Annotated in this window: 16 protein-coding genes; 9 read left to right on the top strand and 7 right to left on the bottom strand. The window is 46.9% G+C overall.

The window, feature by feature from the left end:
• Positions 1-9: 9 nt before the first annotated feature.
• Positions 10-1,539, bottom strand: a complete 1,530-nt coding sequence (locus BQ7394_RS14650; protein ID WP_075558114.1) for a TROVE domain-containing protein — start codon at positions 1,537-1,539, stop codon at positions 10-12.
• A 168-nt stretch (positions 1,540-1,707) separates the two neighbouring features.
• On the opposite strand from BQ7394_RS14650, the gene BQ7394_RS14645 reads away from it, so the two are divergent.
• The 3 genes from BQ7394_RS14645 to BQ7394_RS14635 all read left to right on the top strand — a co-directional run bounded on the left by BQ7394_RS14645 (position 1,708) and on the right by BQ7394_RS14635 (position 6,165).
• Positions 1,708-2,721, top strand: a complete 1,014-nt coding sequence (locus BQ7394_RS14645) for a helix-turn-helix transcriptional regulator (RefSeq protein WP_075558113.1) — start codon at positions 1,708-1,710, stop codon at positions 2,719-2,721.
• 89 nt (positions 2,722-2,810) lie between these two features.
• On the top strand, positions 2,811-5,384 hold the full coding sequence (locus tag BQ7394_RS14640) for a hypothetical protein (RefSeq protein WP_235848751.1): 2,574 nt from the start codon (positions 2,811-2,813) through the stop codon (positions 5,382-5,384).
• Positions 5,385-5,475: 91 nt separating this feature from the next.
• Positions 5,476-6,165 (top strand): CDGSH iron-sulfur domain-containing protein, encoded by a 690-nt coding sequence (locus BQ7394_RS14635; RefSeq protein ID WP_075558112.1) that lies wholly within the window; start codon positions 5,476-5,478, stop codon positions 6,163-6,165.
• A gap of 63 nt (positions 6,166-6,228) precedes the next feature.
• Here the strand turns inward: BQ7394_RS14635 and BQ7394_RS14630 are convergent, their stop codons facing one another.
• The 3 genes from BQ7394_RS14630 to BQ7394_RS14620 form a co-directional block, all read right to left on the bottom strand.
• On the bottom strand, positions 6,229-6,636 hold the full coding sequence (locus BQ7394_RS14630) for a pyridoxamine 5'-phosphate oxidase family protein (RefSeq protein WP_075558111.1): 408 nt from the start codon (positions 6,634-6,636) through the stop codon (positions 6,229-6,231).
• 74 nt (positions 6,637-6,710) lie between these two features.
• Positions 6,711-7,520: an AraC family transcriptional regulator gene (locus tag BQ7394_RS14625; RefSeq protein WP_075558110.1), complete on the bottom strand. Its 810-nt coding sequence runs from the start codon at positions 7,518-7,520 to the stop codon at positions 6,711-6,713.
• Between the two features lie 38 nt (positions 7,521-7,558).
• Entirely contained in the window at positions 7,559-7,834 is a 276-nt protein-coding gene (locus BQ7394_RS14620; protein WP_075558109.1) for a zinc ribbon domain-containing protein, read from the bottom strand.
• Positions 7,835-7,931: 97 nt separating this feature from the next.
• On the opposite strand from BQ7394_RS14620, the gene BQ7394_RS14615 reads away from it, so the two are divergent.
• The gene (locus BQ7394_RS14615; protein ID WP_075558108.1) at positions 7,932-8,867 is read left to right on the top strand and encodes a sugar phosphate isomerase/epimerase family protein; all 936 of its coding nucleotides are present in this window, start codon (positions 7,932-7,934) and stop codon (positions 8,865-8,867) included.
• A gap of 394 nt (positions 8,868-9,261) precedes the next feature.
• Here the strand turns inward: BQ7394_RS14615 and BQ7394_RS14610 are convergent, their stop codons facing one another.
• Positions 9,262-10,383: a Card1-like endonuclease domain-containing protein gene (locus BQ7394_RS14610; RefSeq protein ID WP_075560044.1), complete on the bottom strand. Its 1,122-nt coding sequence runs from the start codon at positions 10,381-10,383 to the stop codon at positions 9,262-9,264.
• Between the two features lie 96 nt (positions 10,384-10,479).
• Between BQ7394_RS14610 and BQ7394_RS14605 the strand changes: the two genes are divergently transcribed.
• Positions 10,480-11,748 carry a hemolysin family protein gene (locus BQ7394_RS14605; protein ID WP_075558107.1) on the top strand — a complete coding sequence of 423 codons (1,269 nt, stop codon included), beginning with the start codon at positions 10,480-10,482 and terminating at the stop codon, positions 11,746-11,748.
• A gap of 46 nt (positions 11,749-11,794) precedes the next feature.
• Here the strand turns inward: BQ7394_RS14605 and BQ7394_RS14600 are convergent, their stop codons facing one another.
• Positions 11,795-12,481 carry a potassium channel family protein gene (locus BQ7394_RS14600; RefSeq protein ID WP_075558106.1) on the bottom strand — a complete coding sequence of 229 codons (687 nt, stop codon included), beginning with the start codon at positions 12,479-12,481 and terminating at the stop codon, positions 11,795-11,797.
• A gap of 14 nt (positions 12,482-12,495) precedes the next feature.
• Positions 12,496-14,319, bottom strand: coding sequence for a TrkH family potassium uptake protein (locus tag BQ7394_RS14595; RefSeq protein ID WP_075558105.1), 1,824 nt, complete (start codon positions 14,317-14,319; stop codon positions 12,496-12,498).
• Positions 14,320-14,586: 267 nt separating this feature from the next.
• On the opposite strand from BQ7394_RS14595, the gene BQ7394_RS14590 reads away from it, so the two are divergent.
• From BQ7394_RS14590 to xylE, 4 genes are all read left to right on the top strand, one after another.
• Complete coding sequence (locus BQ7394_RS14590) at positions 14,587-15,327, top strand: NUDIX hydrolase (RefSeq protein ID WP_075558104.1); 741 nt, start codon at positions 14,587-14,589, stop codon at positions 15,325-15,327.
• Between the two features lie 11 nt (positions 15,328-15,338).
• A complete protein-coding gene (locus BQ7394_RS14585; RefSeq protein ID WP_075558103.1) occupies positions 15,339-16,844 on the top strand; it encodes a xylulokinase in 1,506 nt (501 codons plus the stop codon).
• Positions 16,845-16,870: 26 nt separating this feature from the next.
• The gene (gene xylA / locus BQ7394_RS14580) at positions 16,871-18,199 is read left to right on the top strand and encodes a xylose isomerase (RefSeq protein WP_075558102.1); all 1,329 of its coding nucleotides are present in this window, start codon (positions 16,871-16,873) and stop codon (positions 18,197-18,199) included.
• A 141-nt stretch (positions 18,200-18,340) separates the two neighbouring features.
• Positions 18,341-19,888, top strand: a complete 1,548-nt coding sequence (gene xylE, locus BQ7394_RS14575) for a D-xylose transporter XylE (RefSeq protein ID WP_075558101.1) — start codon at positions 18,341-18,343, stop codon at positions 19,886-19,888.
• Positions 19,889-19,899 lie beyond the last annotated feature (11 nt).

Raw genomic sequence — 19,899 nt, 5'->3', positions numbered from 1 at the left:
AAAGAACGTTCAGGCAGGCGGTGTACCTAGCTCGATACTGTTGATTTCAGACAACGCATCGCCCCCTTTATCTATGGCACTCAGTATGTCGAATACTTTGTCAGACCAGCCCGCTATCAGGAAAACGTCGTCGCGAACGATATCCAACGGGGTCGTTCCGTAGCCGGACAGGTCGAACAAATACAATCGGCTGTCCGGGGATATCTCTTTATACTTGTTCCATACGGCTGTTATCTTCGTATCGTTCCGGCTGTTCCACAACTGGCAGTCGGTGAAGATCATTATTTTATCGATCCGTTCTTTGCGGTTCAGTAGATCTTCGAGTACCAGGTAACCGTTGGTGGAGTAGCCCACTTCTCCCTCACGGCGGTAGAACGCGTCTACGTTAGCCAGCACGCCCTGGGAGGGAACATTGATTATTTTCCACGAGTCGCCGAACATCCCTGTCACCGCCTTTTGGCAGCGCGACTTCAGGAGCATGGCCAGCATCAGCCCGATGTCGTATGCCAGGATGCTGCTCTTAGGCGACACTGCCCGTTGCATGGAGCCTGAAACGTCGCAGGCCAGCAATACGCTTGTGCCGGAGTCGAACCCTTTTATGCTGGCGGCAGAAACGGAAACTGCCTGTTCTAGCGCATCCAGTATACAGCCGGCGTAAACCGATTTTACTTTCGATATCTCACGGTAGGCTGCCAGGTAGCGGAAAGGTAACTGTTTGGAGCGGCGTACGGCTTCCGGTGATGCCAGCATACGGCATACCTTTGCGATATGTTCTTCCGAAACGGCTGCATCCAACAGGTTGCGCAGGTTACGCATCAGGGCCATATAGCCCACTTTCCCACTATCGATCAGTTCTTCCCATTTGTGGCGGAAAGCGTCGCGACGGGCTTTCTCCGTCGGATACTTAGCCTGTCCCAGGGTCGACAACTCAGTCTCCCAGGTGTAAGGAGTCTCCAGGGAACCGTTGACAATCTTGTCGAACAACTGTTGCTGTTCTTCATCTTTTGCCTTCGGGTGAACCAGAAACAAGGCATCCCGTAGTTTGACTTCCGTAGCCCGGTTGTATTTTGCGAACTGGTATTCGTCGAAGCGGTTGAATGCCTCTTCCAGTCCATACTGTATCTGTTTCGACAGTTTGTTCAGCTTTTTCATCGCCTGCCTGTCGTTTGCCATCTGATAATAAGCCAACAATTCAGTTATCTCGTCGACCCGCTGTATGATGCCTGCAACCGTTTTGCGTACGGTCTGGTCGCCACGGTGGACCCCTGCTAACTCTACCGCCAGAACTAGCGGTATGGAACGTAAATTCATCCGGGTGCGAGTGTAGACAGCAAGGCGTGCCACGAACTCCGGGTCGTTATGTACAATCAGGTTGCGGATATGCTCCAACCTGGTTGAGGCACTTTCATAGAAACTGTCGCTCAATCCGGAAGTAACGGCGGCCGTATACAACTGCCAGGCCGGTGATAACTTGTAGGCCTGTTCACCTTCATGATTCGTCACCTTGCTTTTTCCTGTATTTAAAAAATTGAACTTCATAACGATTTCTTCTTTTATTGTTTGACATTGCAAAGATGCAGGGGGAGGTGCGCAGGGTTTTTGCGTAGTTGGAATTATTTTTCAGAAAAGTTTCAATATCTGCCTTATTATCGTTTTCTTCTTTTGGTGTATTATTGATATATTTGTATTCAATAAACAAATCTATCTATGCCTGTTAACAGAAATGCCTTAATCCGTTATAAGACCATCGATACCTGTCTGCGCAACAGGTACCGGCAGTGGACATTGGAAGATCTGATCGATGCATGTTCGGATGCATTATATGAATATGAAGGAATAGATAAGGGCATAAGCAGGCGTACCGTTCAGATGGATATTCAAATGATGCGTAGCGAAAAACTGGGATATAACGCCCCGATTATCGTCTATGACAATAAATATTATACGTATGAAGATCCCGGGTACAGCATAACGAACACACCGCTTTCGGAACAAGACCTGAAGGTGATGTCGGAAGCTGTTGAGGTGCTGAGGCAATTTACGGGATTCTCTTATTTCTCGGGGATGGGGGAGATTGTCAGTCGTTTAGAGGACCATGTCACCTCTGCCCGCCAGAAAACGGTACCCGTTATTGACTTTGAAAAGAATGAAAACCTGAAAGGACTGGATTATCTGGACATTATTTATCATGCAATCGTAGATAAACAGGCTATCAGTCTGAAATACCGTTCTTTTAAAGCTCGGTCGGCTTCTACATTTATATTTTATCCGTATCTGCTGAAAGAGTATCGTAACCGCTGGTTTGTCTTCGGAAAGAAAAAGGGGGCTGATGGCCTTTTCAATCTGGCACTCGACCGTATTCATTATCTGGAGGTTTTGGAAAAGGAACACTATCGTGAGAATAACCTTTTTGACATGGAAACATTTTTTGATCCTGTGGTCGGCGTAACCCGTAATATCGGTTCCAAACCCCAGCTTGTCCGCTTCTGGGTGAATCCGGAGAATGCTCCTTACGTACAGACAAAGCCTATCCATAAAAGCCAGAAACAGGTCGAACATTCGGACGACGGTTCGATGGTATTTGAAATAGAAGTGATAATCAATCAGGAGCTGCAACGTGAGCTTTTTGGGTTTGCCGACGGTATCAGGGTTCTATCCCCACAATCTTTAGTCGATTTTATGACAAGAAAGTTGAACCAGGCAGCTAAACGGTATGAATAATCCTTTATAAAAACAAGATAAACACCTGATATGTTATTAAGATATACAGGTGTTTATTTTTTTGAATATAATTGAGATTTAGGTTACTGATGATGAGAATACGTGTTTGTTGTGCTTTCTCCGTTTTGTTGTTTGTACTGCTGTTTTTGTCTGTATCGGATGCGGCAGCGGAAACTGTTCTACGGTCAGACAGTATAGGGTTTGGCGAGGGGGATTCGTTGGTTCGGAAGTCTGTTTATCCATCTTCCGCTGCGGATAAAAGCAATTTTTATAATATGCTTTGGGGCGAACATTACCGTAAATTATATTCAATTCCGATCACTGTGCCTGCCGTCAGCCTGCAAACGCTTTGGGGAGGAATGAAAGTGGTGGAGCAAGCCGCCGACTTCCAGGGATTGTTTCTTGAAAACGACCGGGCGCAGCTTTGCCTTTTGAAGCCGTTGGGTGGCTATACCACCTTCCTCGAATCGAAATTCTTCCAGGAGGTTTATAATAAAAAGGTGTTCAGAAATACGTATCTGGACCAGTTTATAGGCGATGCTTATACGATCATTAATCCGTTTACCTTTATCTCTGCCGATTATCTGGCACGTGCGTCGGGCCTGAACTCGAATAATTCGCGGATCTTTTACCTGCCGGGATATTCAACGACAGATACGGTGGCTGACGGAACATCCATAGGGAATAAGCTGGTCAGTATCATTGATGTACCCGACTTTAACACCCGTCCGAATATTCTCCTGACCGGGAAATTGCTGGATACTATCCAGGTAGACAAGAGTTATCAAGTGAACCAGGAACTTTATGTCCGAGAACGCCTATTCGACATGCTGATCGGCGACTGGAACAAGATACCCGAAAACTGGAACTGGATGGCACATCAGCAGGGCGACAGCCTTACCTTCGATCCGATCGTCATCGACCGTAACCATGCTTTTACCAAGGTAGACGGCGTTTTGTTCAAGCAAATGCTTCACGTGTTGGGGCTGAGTTTCATCGTCAATTACGAGCCTTCGCTGAAAAGCGTAAGCAAAGAGAATACGTTGGGCTTTTCTTTGGATATGGCGCTGGCTTCCCAAAGCGATTTGTCCGTCTGGACCAACCAGGCACAGTTCATCCGCCGTACGCTGACCGATACAGTGATCGATGAAGCCTTCTCCCGTTTGCCGAAAGGAGTAGAAGACAAGGAGATCCGACGGATCGGTACAATCGTGAAGCAGAGGTGCGATATGCTGGAAGAGATAGCACAGGGTTATTTCAACCAGTTGCAACGGACGCCGGTTATCACGGGGAGCGACCGTTCAGAACGTTTCGTGATAGACCGTCACAATCCGGACAGCCTCTTTATACAGATCTACGACAAAGAAACCGGGCGATGTGTGTTCGACCGAAAGTTCAGCCGGAAAAAGACCAAGGAGGTCTGGCTCTACGGTCTGGAGGGTGACGACCGTTTTGAAGTTTCCGGCGAGGCCCGAAAGGAAATGCCGGTCTTTCTTATTGCCGGGAAGGGGGAGAACAGTTATCAGCTTGCCCCCGGCCATCATATCCGTATCTACGAATATAAATCGAGGAAGGAGTCGCTCGACACTGTACCTCATGCCAAAAAAATATTTTCGGATCTCCCCGAGATCCACCGGTACGATTATAATAAGATCAAGCATCACAAGATCGCTTTCACTCCCTGGGGAATTTACGACTCGGACAAGGGATTTAGTCTTGGAACCTATTTTACCTATACGATGTACGGTTTCAAGCGTTCCCCTTTTACTTATCAGCATCGTGTGGGGTATAACTACTTGCAAGGGTTTATGTATCAGGGCATTTTTCCATCTTATGACGGACGGAAGACATTTACCATCGATGCTACGATCAGTTCGCGCCGTGACTTTTACAACTTCTTCGGTTTCGGAAACAATACGGACGGCTATAAGGATGCGAAGAAGAATTACAACCGTGTTCATATCCGGCAGTTCCGTCTTTCGCCCTCCTTCAACCTCGATTTCAACGAAAAAGAGAGCTTGACCGTGCAGGCTTCGGTCGAAATGTTCAAGGCCCGGAAAACCTCCGACCGTTTCATCAACCAGTATTATCCGGAGAATCACCGTATTTTCAAAACAAGCCTTTTCTTCGATCTCGGAGCGACCATCCAAACGGAGAAAGAACTGGCTTCGTTTATTCCCCAGGTGGGTGGGTCACTCACGGCGGGTTGGAAGATGAACCTGAAAGATGCAGGGCGCAACTTTCCTTATGCGAAGGCTTCGGTGGCGATGGATATCCGGATCACCGACCGTCTTACCTGGGCTACGATGGCGAAGACGCAACTGCTTTTCAACAACAAATACGAGTTCTACCAGGCTGCCACCACCGAACTCCGCGGGTACAGGGATAATCGTTTCATCGGTAAGCAGTCTTTCTACCAGTATTCGGATATCCGCCTGGATATGGGGAAGCTGAAAAATCCGTTTACCCCCTTGAAGTACGGTGTGTTTGTTGGGTTCGATTACGGGCGTGTGTGGTTCCCCGGTGAGCAATCTAAAAGGTGGCATACTTCGTACGGGGGAGGAGTGTGGCTGACATTGATCAACAAGATCACGACGAAATATTCATGGTTCGGCTCGACCGACAGTTTCCGTTTTATGTTTGAGTTGGGATTGGGTTTTTAACAGATGATCTGATTTTCGGCCAATCCACCGAAACAAACCGTCCACAGGCTTGTTTATTATATAGTATACAATGAATTAAACAACCAATAGTATGGAGTCAAATGGCGAAAAAAAGATCAAGGTTCTTCCCAATGGACCTTATGAAGTGATCGGGAATGTTCCCCTCAACCAGTTACGTTATGTAGGTAATCACAAAGGAGCGACAACCGGATATAAGGAAATACAAACCTATGCGGTCGAAGGCGTCTACCATCTCTGCCGTTGTGGTGGCTCACAGAACAAGCCTTTTTGCGACGGTACCCACAAGAAGAGCGGCTTTAAGGGTGATACTACGGCAAGTCACGACAGTTACGACGAAATGGCTGTGTTGTATGAAGGCAAGGTGATCGACATGCTGGATGCCGAAAGCCTCTGTGCGGTAGCCCGTTTCTGTGATACACACGGCACTGCCTGGAAGCAGGTGGAGGAGGGCGACTCAAAAGAAGCTATTGAAATTGTGAAGGAGCAGTGCGCCAACTGTCCCAGCGGTCGCCTGACTGCCGTTACGAAGGACGGCAAACGGATCGAACCTGTATTGCCCGAAGGCATCAGTATCCTCGAAGATGTCCCTGCCAGTGTGCACGGGCCGATCTGGGTGAAAGGTGGTATTCTTATAGAAGATGAAAACGGACGTGCCTATCCTGTGCGTAATCGTGTCACGTTATGCCGTTGCGGCCTTTCGCAGAACAAACCTTTCTGCGACGGCAAACACATGCGTAACCAGGGAGAGCTGGACGATTAAATAAATAGCTGCCGCCCTTTTTTCAGAAAGGGCGGCAGTTATTTTAGGACAGATAGAAAGGAGTTACACTTTACCCTTTACGAACTTATGCCCGATCCAGTAGGTTGCCTGCTCGGCGGTGAACTTCAGAATGCAATATTCCGGGTCGTCTACTCCTTTGGGGAAGTGCTCATAGAACCAGTCTACCCATAGGGCCTTCTTTTCTGCTGCATCGTTCACGATCGTTACTGTGCCGGTCAGCGTCACACTGTCGCCTTCCTTGAAGAAAGAGATGCCGGCTTTTGGGTTGTCGATGAAATTCTTTGTCTTTTCAGAACTTGTTCCCGTTGAAAACCAGATCGTATCAATCCCGTCTGTCTTGATCTTCGAAATGACTACGGGACGTGGATAACCATGTTCGTCGATGGAGGCTAATGATACAACTTCGCAGTTATTCAGCAATTCGATTGCTTCTTGTTTGATCTTTTCCATAAAACTATTTTATTGTTTCGGGGACAAACATAGGGGAAACTTAGCGGTTGCTGTTGTAAAAAATCGACTTTCTTCTATTCCAGATAGGTAAGCGGATCGTCTTCAGGTATCGGTAAAGATATGAAAGCGGAGGGATTGCTTCCCGATAACTTCCTGAACTCTTTGATAAAATGGGATTGGTCGTAGTAGCCGCAGTCGATAGCCAATTGCTGCATATCTGTATCTTTTATGCTTCTTAGTACACGTGTCGCGTACCTGAACTTGGTGATCCTGCTGAATTCTTTTGGGGTATATCCGGTAGTATGTTTGAACTTGCGTTCGAAATGACGTTGGCCGAGATATAATTGGTCGGTCAGTTCCCTGATAGGCATCATCCCGTTCGACCGGATGATCAGCCGGGTTGCCTGCAACATCTGGCGGTCTATGGGAAAGATCCCGGATAGGCGGGCGAGGAGGTGCTTTTCTATTATCCGTATGCGCTCCTGTAACGACTCTTTTTCGCATAACATTTCTGCGAAACCGTCGTCGAAAAGCATATTCAATTCGGAAGCGTTGATCCTCATATCGGTAAACTCTCCCAGGGGAGCTTTGATAAATGCAGCCAATCCGCAAGGAGAGAAGCGTACCCCCATCATGTGAAGGCAGGTCGAGCGCGTGACCAGTTCGGAATAAACCCGCATGGGACCGACAAAATAAAAGCGGTAAGGCTGCATAATCATTTCACCATCCAGCGGTTGCGACGGTTGCAGGATGGAAAAGATAAAATCCGCGCATCCGTCAGGTAATATCTTGTAACGTATGTCGTACTCGGTTTCACCTTTAATCTCCCAATATTTGTCGATATAGGGAGCCAGCAACGAGCATGGGGAATATTCCTGATACATAATAACGGGCTACGCGGTTTAAGTTTTTTTGTCGGGGTTCAGGCTTTTTTCCAACGTTTCAACTGCGGAAAATAATATTGCATTCCGGCCAAAGCCTCCTCCTTTGTGTAACTTTCGCCGTTCTCATGTTTGAAGGAGTCTGAATACTTGAGGCAGATTTGTATCATTTCTTCCATCGTTACGTCCTGTACGAATTGGCCGTCCTTGTAGCAGAAAGCGCAGTATTCGTGGTTTTTACTTCCGTCCTGATTGGTTCCGAAGTCGGTTTCGTTGACAAGTGGCATTCCACAACTCTGGCAATAATTAGGTTCCATGTTCTTAAAATTAATTTATGAGGTTCTTACTTTCCTACAAATATAAAATATTTTTCAAAATTTAATTATACCTTTGGAGACTTTAAATAATTAGACCATGATAAATAGAAGAAATTTCCTGAGAAATGCTTCCCTGTTAACCCTTGGTGGCCTGGTGGCCGGAAAGACGGGAGTATCACACGCAGCCAGCCCTGTTAATATGGAAACGGCTGCAAAGAAAAGTATCGGTTTGCAGATTTATTCCCTGGGAGGTGAACTCACCAAGGACGTGCCTGCCGGAATGAAAAAAATCAAACAAATTGGTTATTCAACGCTTGAACTTGCCGGATACAAAGACGGGAAGATCAACGGTATGGATATGATGGAGTTTAAAAAGATAGCAGAAGATAACGGCTTGAAGATCACCAGTTCGCATGTTAATCCGCCCACAGGGACATATACTCCGGAAAATCGGCAGTCGATCATGGAATTCTGGAAGAAAACGGCTGACGATCATGCCAAACTGGGTGTGAAGTATCTCGTGCAACCCGGGCAGCCCAGTACCCGTAGCGTGGAAGAGGTAGCCTATGTGTGCGACACTTTCAACGAAGCCGGAAAGATCATGAAGGCGGCAGGCATTCCTTTCGGATATCATAACCATGACTTCGAATTTGCGAGGGTAGTGCCCGGTGGCAAGGAAGCTGTCTTCAACCGTCATAACAAAGGTGAAATAATCTACGATCTGTTCCTGAAAGGTACAGACCCTTCACTGGTCTTTTTTGAAATGGACGTTTACTGGACCGTGATCGGTCAGAACGACCCGGTGGAATATATGAAGAAATATCCCGATCGCATCCGGTTATTGCATATCAAGGATCGCGCTATCCTGGGACAATCCGGGTTCATGAACTTCGAAAAGATTTTTGAACAGGCTTATAAGAATAAGATTAAAGAATATTATGTAGAGCTGGAAGGTATGCCAGACAACCGTACCCAATTTGAAGGGGTGAAGGATTGTGCCGCTTATTTATTGAAGGCACCGTTTGTGAAGTGATAACCTAATCGCACAACTTATGAGCCGGTACGGGAAACTGTATCGGCTTTTTTTGTAATTCCACACATTGGGGTGGGGAAAAATTCCACACTTCCACACTTTGTCCACACCTGCTGTTTTTAATACCGTTTCCTGGTAAAATATGTAACTGTCTTATATTTAGTGGTATGTGGTGCTTTTAACTACTTTCATTCATTTTGGCATGCCGTTTGCACTATTCGTAAGCGTAGGGGGAACAACTGTTCTCCCTACCTAAAAATGATGATGAAGTTTAGAATTTAGAATAAGTGTAAGTATCTATCTCCCGATATTGTTTTCTAATATGTATTAGATTAGCAAAAACTTATCGATTGATAAAGGCCGCTCCGCCTGCGAAGGTAGAGCGGCTTCATTTTTATAGTTGCAACGAGTTCGATAGCTTCTCCAGCCACGCCGGTAAAGTGTTGAGGTGGTTGATGCGGTCGTCGATATAGGCAGGGGCGAAGAGGTTTATCTGCAAGTCCTTGCATTTTTCCTGCAAATGCTCATCCACCGGATAGTAACTGGCCAATACCGCCAGGGATATATCGCCGCCATAGGTTTCGCGAACGGCATCTACCTTATAAATATCGTTTTGGGTGACTTGCCCGGATTTACACTCGATAAAAATCAACTGCTGCTGGTTGTTGAGTAGGACGTCTACCTCATTCTTGGTCCTTGAATTGTCGGCCTCCGTACGGAAGATGACACTTTGCCATACTTCGGGATGCGACGGATGATGCTGGCTCCACATCCTGACCTTATGAGCAACCAGTGTCTCCCACCAACGGCCCTTGAAGAACAGCATGCTGGCGTTGGGGGTGATCAGCTTCAGCAGTACATGATTTTGTTGTGCGATCAGGAACGTATCCTGACGGAGCTTGAAGCGAAGTCCGTTTTTGAAGACCCGTGAAGCGGGCAGGCGCGAAACTTCCCGGTTACAGAACAGGTTGAAAAACTTCTGGATCATGGTGTGTTCTTTCGGATATTGTTCGATGAACTGCTTGATCAGCGAGGCGGCTTGTATGTCGGTGTCGCTCAGTTGTTTTGCATCGCGGTAGTCGGAAAGAACGTTTCCGCTGAGGCCCAGTATCTCTTTGTTGTCCAGTTGACTCTTCATCGGCCGCTTCTCGAAGTTGTCGAGCCACACCAGGTCACCCAGTTGGGTGAGGTAGAAAGCCGGTACGTTGTGCTCCTTCGCGATGGTGAAGGCGGCGAAAGCCATCAGCTTCGTTCCTTCCGACAGGTTGTAGGCGAAATCGTCCGAAGGATAAGTTGCATGTATCTTCCGGCAGACGTTGCGCACGTCTTCCCCGTCATAGGGTTCGGTACGGTAAAGTGTGCGGCGCACGGAAGCGGGGAGGAGCGGGAATAAGGGGCCGGCTACATCCTTCGTTTCGTTGGTACAAAGCAGGTGGACATGGTCGGGCGCAAATTCTTTTATCCCGTGATATACGGAAGTGATATCTTTTCCGAGTAATATGATCTGATGTTTCATGTTATATATCATATATGAATTAGCGTGCTAAATGTAGTATTAATTTCAATATATTTCATATCTTCGCTCCCTAATTAATCGCTGTTTATATAGCAAATGGAAATATTTATTATTATTGGCCTTATCTTTTTGAATGGTGTTTTGGCGATGTCTGAAATCGCTTTAGTGTCTGCCCGTAAGGCCCGGTTGGAGCTAGAAGCAAAAAGAGGTAATAAATCTGCGCAAACAGCCCTGAAGTTGGCTGGTGAACCCGATCGTTTCTTATCTACTATCCAGATCGGTATTACGCTAATCGGAATCCTGACCGGTTTGTATTCAGGAGAGGCGTTTGCCTATAACCTGGCAGAAGTGGTACGTCATGTGCCTGTTCTCGAACCTTATGCACTCGGATTGTCAAAAACAGCAATCGTTATCATAGTTACTTACCTGACTCTTATTATGGGTGAGCTTGTGCCGAAGCGTATCGGTATGGGATATGCGGAACGTGTATCCATGCTTGTGGCTAAGCCGATGTACCTGCTTTCAAAGCTGGCTTCTCCTTTTGTATGGTTGCTGTCGAAAAGTACCGCTCTTACGATCAAGATAACCGGTATCAAGGCGAACGAAGAGAATAAAGTGACGGAAGAAGAAATCAAGGCGATCGTGAAAGAAGGCTTTGATGGTGGTGAGGTACAGGAAGTGGAGCAGGATATCGTTGAACGTGTCTTTAACCTGGGCGACCGCAATGTCGGCTCGATCATGACGCACCGTAGCGACCTGGTGTGGCTGGATGTTACGGACAGTATCGAGAAGATCCGCGAAAAGGTACAGGAGAATTTGTATAATATTTATCCGGTTGCTTCGGAAAAGTTCGATAATATCAAAGGAGTCGTTTACCTTAAAGACCTGTTCGGACGGATAGATGAACCGGATTTCTCTCTTGAAGATGTGATACGCCCGGCCCAGTACCTGCCTGAGAACCAGAGTGTATATAATGCACTCGAGCAGTTTAAGCAGGCGCGCGTGAAATATGGTATCGTGACGGACGAGTTCGGCGGTATACAGGGTATTGTAACCCTCAAGGATATTATGGAAGGCCTGATCGGCCAGGTGCCCGAAATGGGCGAGGAGGCCGAGATCACACAGCGGGCCGATGGCACATGGCTGGTGGATGGACAGTATAACTTCTACGACTTCCTGGAATATTTCGATATGGAAGATCTCTATGCCGAACATGACTACAACACATTAAGCGGCTTGATCCTCGAGATCCTCGAACGTGTTCCGAAGACAGGGGAGACATTAAGTTGGCTGACCTTCCAGTTTGAGATCGTGGACATGGACGGTGCACGTATCGATAAAGTATTGGTTTCAAAGATAGATTAGTCTATTGTTACCGGAAGAAAGCGGGTTCTCTGAGGACCCGCTTTTTTTATAACTCTTTAATTTTATGAAGTACCTCCATCTTTCCGAAGAGGATCAGTTTGTCGTCGGCTTCCAGGACCAGATCGTCTGTCAGCGGATCTATCACGTAATATTCGGTTTGTTTTAATCCTATCAGGTTACGTGTCTCCCGGGCACGTTCGACACCCACCAGGCGGATACCGAAATTTGTCTGGAAGTCGATTGTCTTTAAGCTCTGTCCCACCAGGGCGCCGGGTGTCTTTATTGTGTATAGGTGATGGGTTTCCGTTACCTGATACCAGCGTTGGAACAGGTTGCCGAGCAGGCTTTGGGAGGCATAGGTGGCTGCATAATCCTGTTCGGGACGGATGATTTCTGCTACTCCGATAGAGCGGATCACCGTTTCATGGATCGGGGAGATCGAACGGACGATCAGCTTGCCCGCATCCAGGCTCTTCAATAAAGCGACAGTTTGTACCGATGTACCGAAGTTTTTGCCGTACGTAACGAAAATAGCATCCATTTCGCTTAACGGAAGTGTGTTGAGTGCATCCCGGTCGGTCGTATCGAGGCTGACGGAGCCCGAGATCGTTTGCTTCACAGCTTCCACTTTATGCAGGTTCAGATCGACCCCTATTACTTCGTCGCCGATACGGGTAAGGTTTTCCGCTATGGCGCGTCCCAGGTTTCCTAATCCTATTACAAGAAATTTCATAAGGCGTAATTTTATTACATTAATATATTTTCCTGGGGATATGTGTAATCCCTCTTTTTGTATTCCCGGATGAAACATACCACGAAGGTAAGTACTCCGATACGTCCGATCAACATGGCGCTGATGATGATCAGTTTACCCGGAACGGATAGTAACGGGCTAAAGTTCAGGCTCGACCCTACCGTACTCAAAGCCGAAACGACTTCGAAGGTAAGTGTAAAGACCGGAGTCCCCTCTTCCGTATAGGACAATATCCATACAGCCGTCGAAGCGAAGAGGAAATAGAGTACGATCGTTGCAAAAGCGCGGCGGATGGTGGAAGGGGATATTTCACGTTTGCGGATTTCCACTTTCTCTTTTTCCCGTGCCACATTCAGGGCCGTAAGGATAGCTACCAGTACGGTGGTCACTTTCAATCCGCCACCGGTCGACATCGGGGCGGCACCGATCACCATCAGGATAAGTGTCATCATCAGGGTGACGGGCCGGAGCGCATCCATATTGGCGATGGTGAATCCGGCAGTCCTCGGAGTAACGGCACCAAGCAACGAATCGGCCAGTTTCCCTTTCAGCGGGAGTCCGGCCAGGGTGTTGTCTACCTCAAACAGATAGTATAGAACTGTGCCTCCGATGATCAATGTCAGGGTGCAGACTACTACTATATAAGTATGTATGTTGATAATACGCGGCGTATGGATATAATGTTTCTGTTGACCGATTACGATCTTGAAAGTATTGACGATGAAATGTCTTAACAGTTTCAGGTAGTTGAATACAATCGGAAAACCCAATCCGCCGAAGATGATCAATAGCGAGATCCATACGTGCAGGTTGTAGTTATGTATGACTACCGGGTCGCACATATTCCCGCTAAGGGTGGAAATACCAGCGTTGCAGAAGGCGGACACAGCATGGAAAGCGGCAAAGAACAGGTCGTCCTGAGTACTGCCTCCCGGAAGTGTCCCCCGGATATCCATATAAATAAAGTAAGCCCCTACGCCTTCGATGAAGAAAGTAACGAACAGGATGTTCAGGATCACTTTGAACAGGCCGCCGATGCGATCCTCGTTCAGCATATCTTTCAAGACCAGTTTGCTGGTGAACGAAGAATGTCCCATAAAGGAGAGTGCGAAGAAGCTGGTAAAGGTCATTACTCCGATCCCGCCTATCTGTATCAGGATCATAATGATGATATGCCCTATGTGCGTGAAGGTGGTTGCCACATCGACTGTTGTCAACCCTGTTACGCAGACGGATGTTGTTGCAGTGAACAAAGCGTCGACGAAATGGATCGGCCGTGTGGTTGCGTTGGGTAACATCAGCAGTCCGGCCCCGATCAGGATCACGAAGATGAAACTGAGCAGGAAGAGTAAGGACGGTTTTATGTGTGTCTGCATCAATGTGAACGTCTGCCTCGAAAGATGGATGACGCTCAACAGCAGGATCATCGTGTAAACGAACAGGGGATTCGACAGGAACTCGAGGTACGGAAGCGATTGCGCAATCGCCTCTTTAAAGAATACCTTGGCCGACAGGACTGCGAAAAGAAGGAAATAGATCCCGATGTCCAGATACAATAATTTCTCCTGTATGATTTCATTGAAGCGGACGATATACCGTAACGTAATCCCGATAAAGAATGCAAGTAGGATATAAATACGGCTCAGGTATAAACTATGGATCGTTTCGCCCGTCTGTTGGAATCCGAACTGGTAGATAAGAACAAATAAGGAGGCAATAGATGCCAGGAGGATGATACCTTCAGCCACGATATTCAGGAGACCTTTCATATTGGCCCAGTACATCCGGCATGAGAACTGTATGTGTTTTATATCCATGATGAATCTTAATCTGTAACAAAAGTATTAATAAAAGTATTTTAGCGCTCGAATAGTTCAGAAAGTTTTGATAAAGCATGTTAACGGAAATGTATCGGCCTGAATTCCATAATATTGTTTAGTCTACATTATGGCATATGTTTGTTATTGTATCAGGTAAGATAGTAAATTCTCAGATAAATAGAGTATTATAATTAGTGAAAAAATGGTTTTGTATATTTGTTATTTGAGAAAATGCTTATATTTGTGGCGGTTTAATGTAATATTATGGAAACACGTATGGAAAATAAAAAGATGCTTTTTTCGCATGTATCCGTCGATTGCGTCCTGTTGGGGGTAAAAGAAGATACGCTTTGTGTATTATTGGTTGAGAGAAAAATAGACGAAAGTGATGAAAAACACTATAAGTTACCGGGAAGCCTGATCTTCGAAAATGAAGACCTCGACGCTGCTGCTTACCGGGTATTTAACGAAGCAACCGGTTTGAAACGTGTCCCCCTAAAGCAGTTCCGTAGCTTCGGATCACCTTCTCGAACAAAAAATAAGGATGATATGCAGTGGCTGGAAAATGCTATGAAATTGAAGATCGAAAGGATCGTTACCGTGGCATATCTGGCATTAAGCAAGATAGGAAGAAAATCTAACCCTACTAATAAATATAATTCACTGGCCTGGTTCCCCGTCGATGCGCTACCCGCTTTGCCGTTCGACCATAAAGAGATTATCAGCGCAGCTGTGGAGGAAATCCGTGACTGGATTGAAAAAGAACCGTCTATCGTTTTCGATTATCTTCCTATGAAATTCACAGCTTATCAGTTAAGACGTACGTATGAGATCATCTATAATAAGGAAATGGATGTCCGTAATTTCCATAAGAAGATGAGTTCGCTTGAATATGTTGTCCCTACCGATGAGGTGGAAGAAGGAGTGGCCCATCGTGCTGCCCGCTATTATCGTTTCGATAAGGTAAAATACAACAAATTACATTCTAAGTTTAATAAAAACTAATCGTCCTGTATATGTACTTATTAGGTTGTGATATAGGGAGTTCGTCTGTAAAGGCCTCGATTGTGGATGTTAATTCCGGGTTGACGGTAGGAGCCGACTTCTATCCGAAAGAAGAAGCCCCGATCAAGGCGGTGAAGCCCGGTTGGGCAGAACAGAATCCTGACGACTGGTGGAAATACCTGAAGGAAGCGATCAAAGGTGCGATTGCTCAAGCCGGAATCGACGGGAGCGATATAAAAGCGATCGGTATCTCTTACCAGATGCATGGATTGGTTCTGGTGGATAAGAAGATGGAGATATTACGTCCTTCTATTATCTGGTGCGACAGTCGTGCCGTGTCTTATGGCGAGCGTGCTTTTAAAAATATAGGGGAGAAGCAATGCCTGTCGCATCTGCTGAACTCGCCCGGTAACTTTACGGCGGCTAAGCTGGCCTGGGTGAAGGAATACGAACCGCAATTGTTCCGTTCGGTACATAAGTTTATGTTGCCGGGAGATTTTATCGCTATGCGGATGACCGGCGATATCGTTACGACCATATCTGGATTGTCGGAAGGCATCTTCTGGGATTTCAGGAATGAAAAGGTATCGGCCGACCTGATGAATTATTTCGGTTTCAGCGATGAACTGGTTCCGGAGATTCGCCCGACATTCGGTTTGCAGGGCGAATTGCTAGGCTCTGTAGCCTCCGAGTTAGGATTGAAAAAAGGAACACCTGTGACCTACCGTGCCGGCGATCAGCCGAATAATGCCTTGTCACTGAACGTTCTCAACCCTGGTGAGATAGCAGCTACCGGCGGTACGTCAGGAGTTGTGTACGGTGTAAACGGTAAAGTCAATTACGATACGCTTTCACGTGTAAATACCTTTGCCCATGTAAATCACTCCCCCGGACAAACCAGGCTCGGCGTTCTGCTTTGCATTAACGGGGTCGGAATCCTGAACTCGTGGGTCAAGAAGAACGTAGCCCCGGAAGGGATCAGCTATCCGCAATTGAACGATCTGGCAGCTGGTGTGCCTATCGGATCGGACGGCTTGTCTATCCTGCCGTTTGGTAATGGGGCGGAACGTATGTTGCAGAACCGGCAGATGGATTGCTCTATTCATGGTCTTAATTTCAATACACATAGCAAAGCGCATATAGCCCGTGCCGCACAAGAAGGGATCGTGTTCTCTTTCAAATACGGTATGGATATAATGAACGGGATGGGGATCGATATCGATGTGATCCGTGCCGGGAATGCCAATATGTTCCTGAGTCCGATATTCCGTGATACCTTGTCGGGAGTTACCGGTACGGTGATCGAACTGTTTGATACCAACGGAGCGGTAGGTGCTGCCAAAGGTGCCGGTATTGGTGCCGGTATCTATCAGTCGGCGGAAGAAGCGTTTGCCTCTCTGAAAAAGATTGATGTGATCGAACCGGACGGGTTGAAGGCCGATAAATATTGTGCAGCATACAGCACCTGGAAAGAACAGCTGGACAAGCTAATGACAGATAATAATATACCAATGTAATATAAATCATTTAAACTATTAATTTCATGAACTTTTATAAAGGCGAAAAAGAATTCTTCCCTGGAATAGGAAAGATTCAGTTTGAAGGACGCGAGTCAAAGAACCCGATGGCGTTTCATTATTATGACGAAAACAAGGTGGTAATGGGTAAAACACTAAAAGACCATCTTCGTTTTGCAATGGCTTACTGGCATACCCTTTGTGCCGAAGGAGGCGACCAGTTTGGCGGTGGTACGAAAACATTCCCTTGGAATGCTGCTGCCGATCCGATTAGCCGTGCCAAATACAAGATGGATGCTGCGTTTGAATTTATGACAAAGTGTAGTATTCCTTACTATTGTTTCCATGATGTCGACGTGGTTGACGAAGCACCTACGCTGGCTCAGTTTGAAAAAGATCTCCAAACGATGGTCGGTCATGCCAAGGGACTTCAGCAGGCAACCGGAAAAAAACTGTTGTGGTCTACCGCAAACGTATTCGGTCATAAACGTTATATGAACGGCGCCGCAACCAATCCATATTTCCCGACTTTGGCTTATGCCGGAACACAGATCAAGAACGCTATCGACGCTTGTATCGCCCTGGGTGGTGAAAACTATGTATTCTGGGGAGGACGAGAAGGATATATGAGCCTGTTGAACACCGAAATGAAACGTGAAAAAGACCATCTGGCCATGATGCTTACCATGGCACGCGACTATGGTCGCAAGAATGGTTTCAAAGGAACTTTCCTGATCGAACCGAAGCCGATGGAACCTACCAAGCACCAGTATGACGTAGATTCTGAAACGGTGATCGGCTTCCTGCGTCACTATGGCCTGGATAAAGACTTCGCCCTGAACATCGAAGTGAACCATGCTACATTGGCCGGGCATACGTTCGAACATGAATTGCAGGCTGCTGTAGATGCCGGTATGTTGTGCAGCATCGATGCCAACCGCGGCGATTACCAGAATGGTTGGGATACTGACCAGTTCCCGATGGATATCTACGAACTGACCCAGGCATGGTTGGTTATCCTGCAAGGTGGCGGTCTGACTACCGGAGGTACAAACTTCGATGCTAAGACACGCCGTAACTCAACCGATCTGGATGATATCTTCCTGGCTCATATCGGTGGTATGGATGCCTTTGCCCGTGCTCTGATAACGGCTGCTGCCATCCTTGAAAACTCCGATTACAAGAAAATGCGTACTGAGCGTTATGCCAGTTTCGACAACGGCGAAGGTAAAGCATTCGAAGACGGCAAGCTGACTTTGGAAGACTTGCGTACGATCGCTCTTCGTGACGGCGAACCGAAGCAAATCAGTGGCAAGCAGGAATTATATGAAATGATTCTCAATTTATATATATAAAATTAGTTACAAAGAGTAGCTTTCTCTTCTCTTGGAGAAAGGCAGGAGGCGTGTGATAATTACGTGTTTCCAAATGATAGCACACCTCCGAACCTTTCTCCGGAGTGGAGAAGTTACTTTTTGTTTCTTAGTCTGATAGATATGAAAAACAACAATAGTTACATTTTTGGCCTTACCCTCGTTGCTACCCTTGGAGGGTTATTATTCGGATATGATACGGCTGTCATTTCCGGAACAGTAGAATCACTAAGAAAATTCTTTATTGAACCTTACGGATTACCTCTCGATCAGGCGAATTCGCTGGAAGGATTTGTGGTCAGCAGTGCGCTGATCGGTTGTATCCTGGGAGCCTCTTTTGCCGGCTGGGTCAGCCAGCGGTACGGTCGTAAGCCGACATTGATTGTGGCGTCTATTCTTTTCCTGCTCTCGGCGATCGGCTCGGCATGGCCCGAATTCGGATTGGGATTGCCCGGAAGCGGGGATCATACTTATATGTATTTGTTTGTAGCTTACCGTATCCTGGGTGGAATAGGGGTCGGTCTGGCTTCGATGGTATCACCGATGTATATCGCTGAGGTTGCTCCGGCTGACCGTCGCGGTAACCTGGTTTCGTGGAACCAGTTTGCTATCATCTTCGGTATGCTGGTCGTTTATTTTGTGAATTACACGATCGCCTTGCAAGGGGATGCCACATGGCTGCATACCGTGGGTTGGCGATGGATGTTTGCTTCCGAAATTATTCCGGCGGTATTCTTTTTTACCTTGTTGATGTTCGTGCCCGAAACGCCCCGTTACCTGGTGATGCGTGGAAAGACGGAGAAAGCATTGACAATCCTCGACCGTCTGATGGGGAAAGACGAAGCGGCGAAAGAGCTGGTTGATATAAAGGAAAGTTTCAAAGAAAAGGCTCCTTCCATGCGTCCGTACTTCCGTTTTATGGGAGCGTGGCTGGTTTTGTTCCTGTTGGCTTACGGGGCATTGGAACTGGCTGGTAATACAAGTGCGTTGGAGATTGCTTTGATCGGCAGTTTCTTTGTATCATTGGTGTTCCCGATCCGTTCGTATGGCGTACTTATCATTATGGTAGGTATCCTGTTGTCCGGCTTCCAACAGTTCGTTGGTATCAACGTGGTACTCTATTACGCACCGGAGATATTTAAGACGATGGGAGCTGCTACCGATGCCGCATTGCTGCAACAGATCGTTGTAGGGGCAGTAAATCTGTCGTTTACCGTATTGGCAATCTTTACCGTCGATAAGTTCGGCCGCCGTCCGTTGATGATTATCGGTGCTTTGATTATGGCTGTTTCCATGATAATACTGGGGACTACCTTCTATACGCACTCGGTGGGCGTCGGTTCGCTGGTCTGCATGCTGGTTTATACAGCTGGGTTTGCCATGTCGTGGGGACCTGTTTGTTGGGTTTTGCTGGCGGAGATCTTCCCGAACTCTATCCGTTCTACCGTCATGAGTATTGCCGTAGCCGGACAGTGGATAGCCAACTTCCTCGTATCTTGGACTTTCCCGATGCTCGACAAAAACCAGTACCTGACCGAAACATTCAACCACGGTATGGCCTACTGGATATACGGTCTGATGGGTATCCTGGCTGCCGCTTTCATCTGGAAGTTCGTGCCCGAAACAAAGGGGAAGACACTGGAACAAATGGAGCAATACTGGAAAAGATAATGCTATTCTAG

It is taken from the genome of Parabacteroides timonensis (assembly GCF_900128505.1).
Taxonomy (GTDB): Bacteria; Bacteroidota; Bacteroidia; order Bacteroidales; family Tannerellaceae; genus Parabacteroides; species Parabacteroides timonensis.
This window is presented reverse-complemented; position numbering and strand designations above follow the sequence as displayed.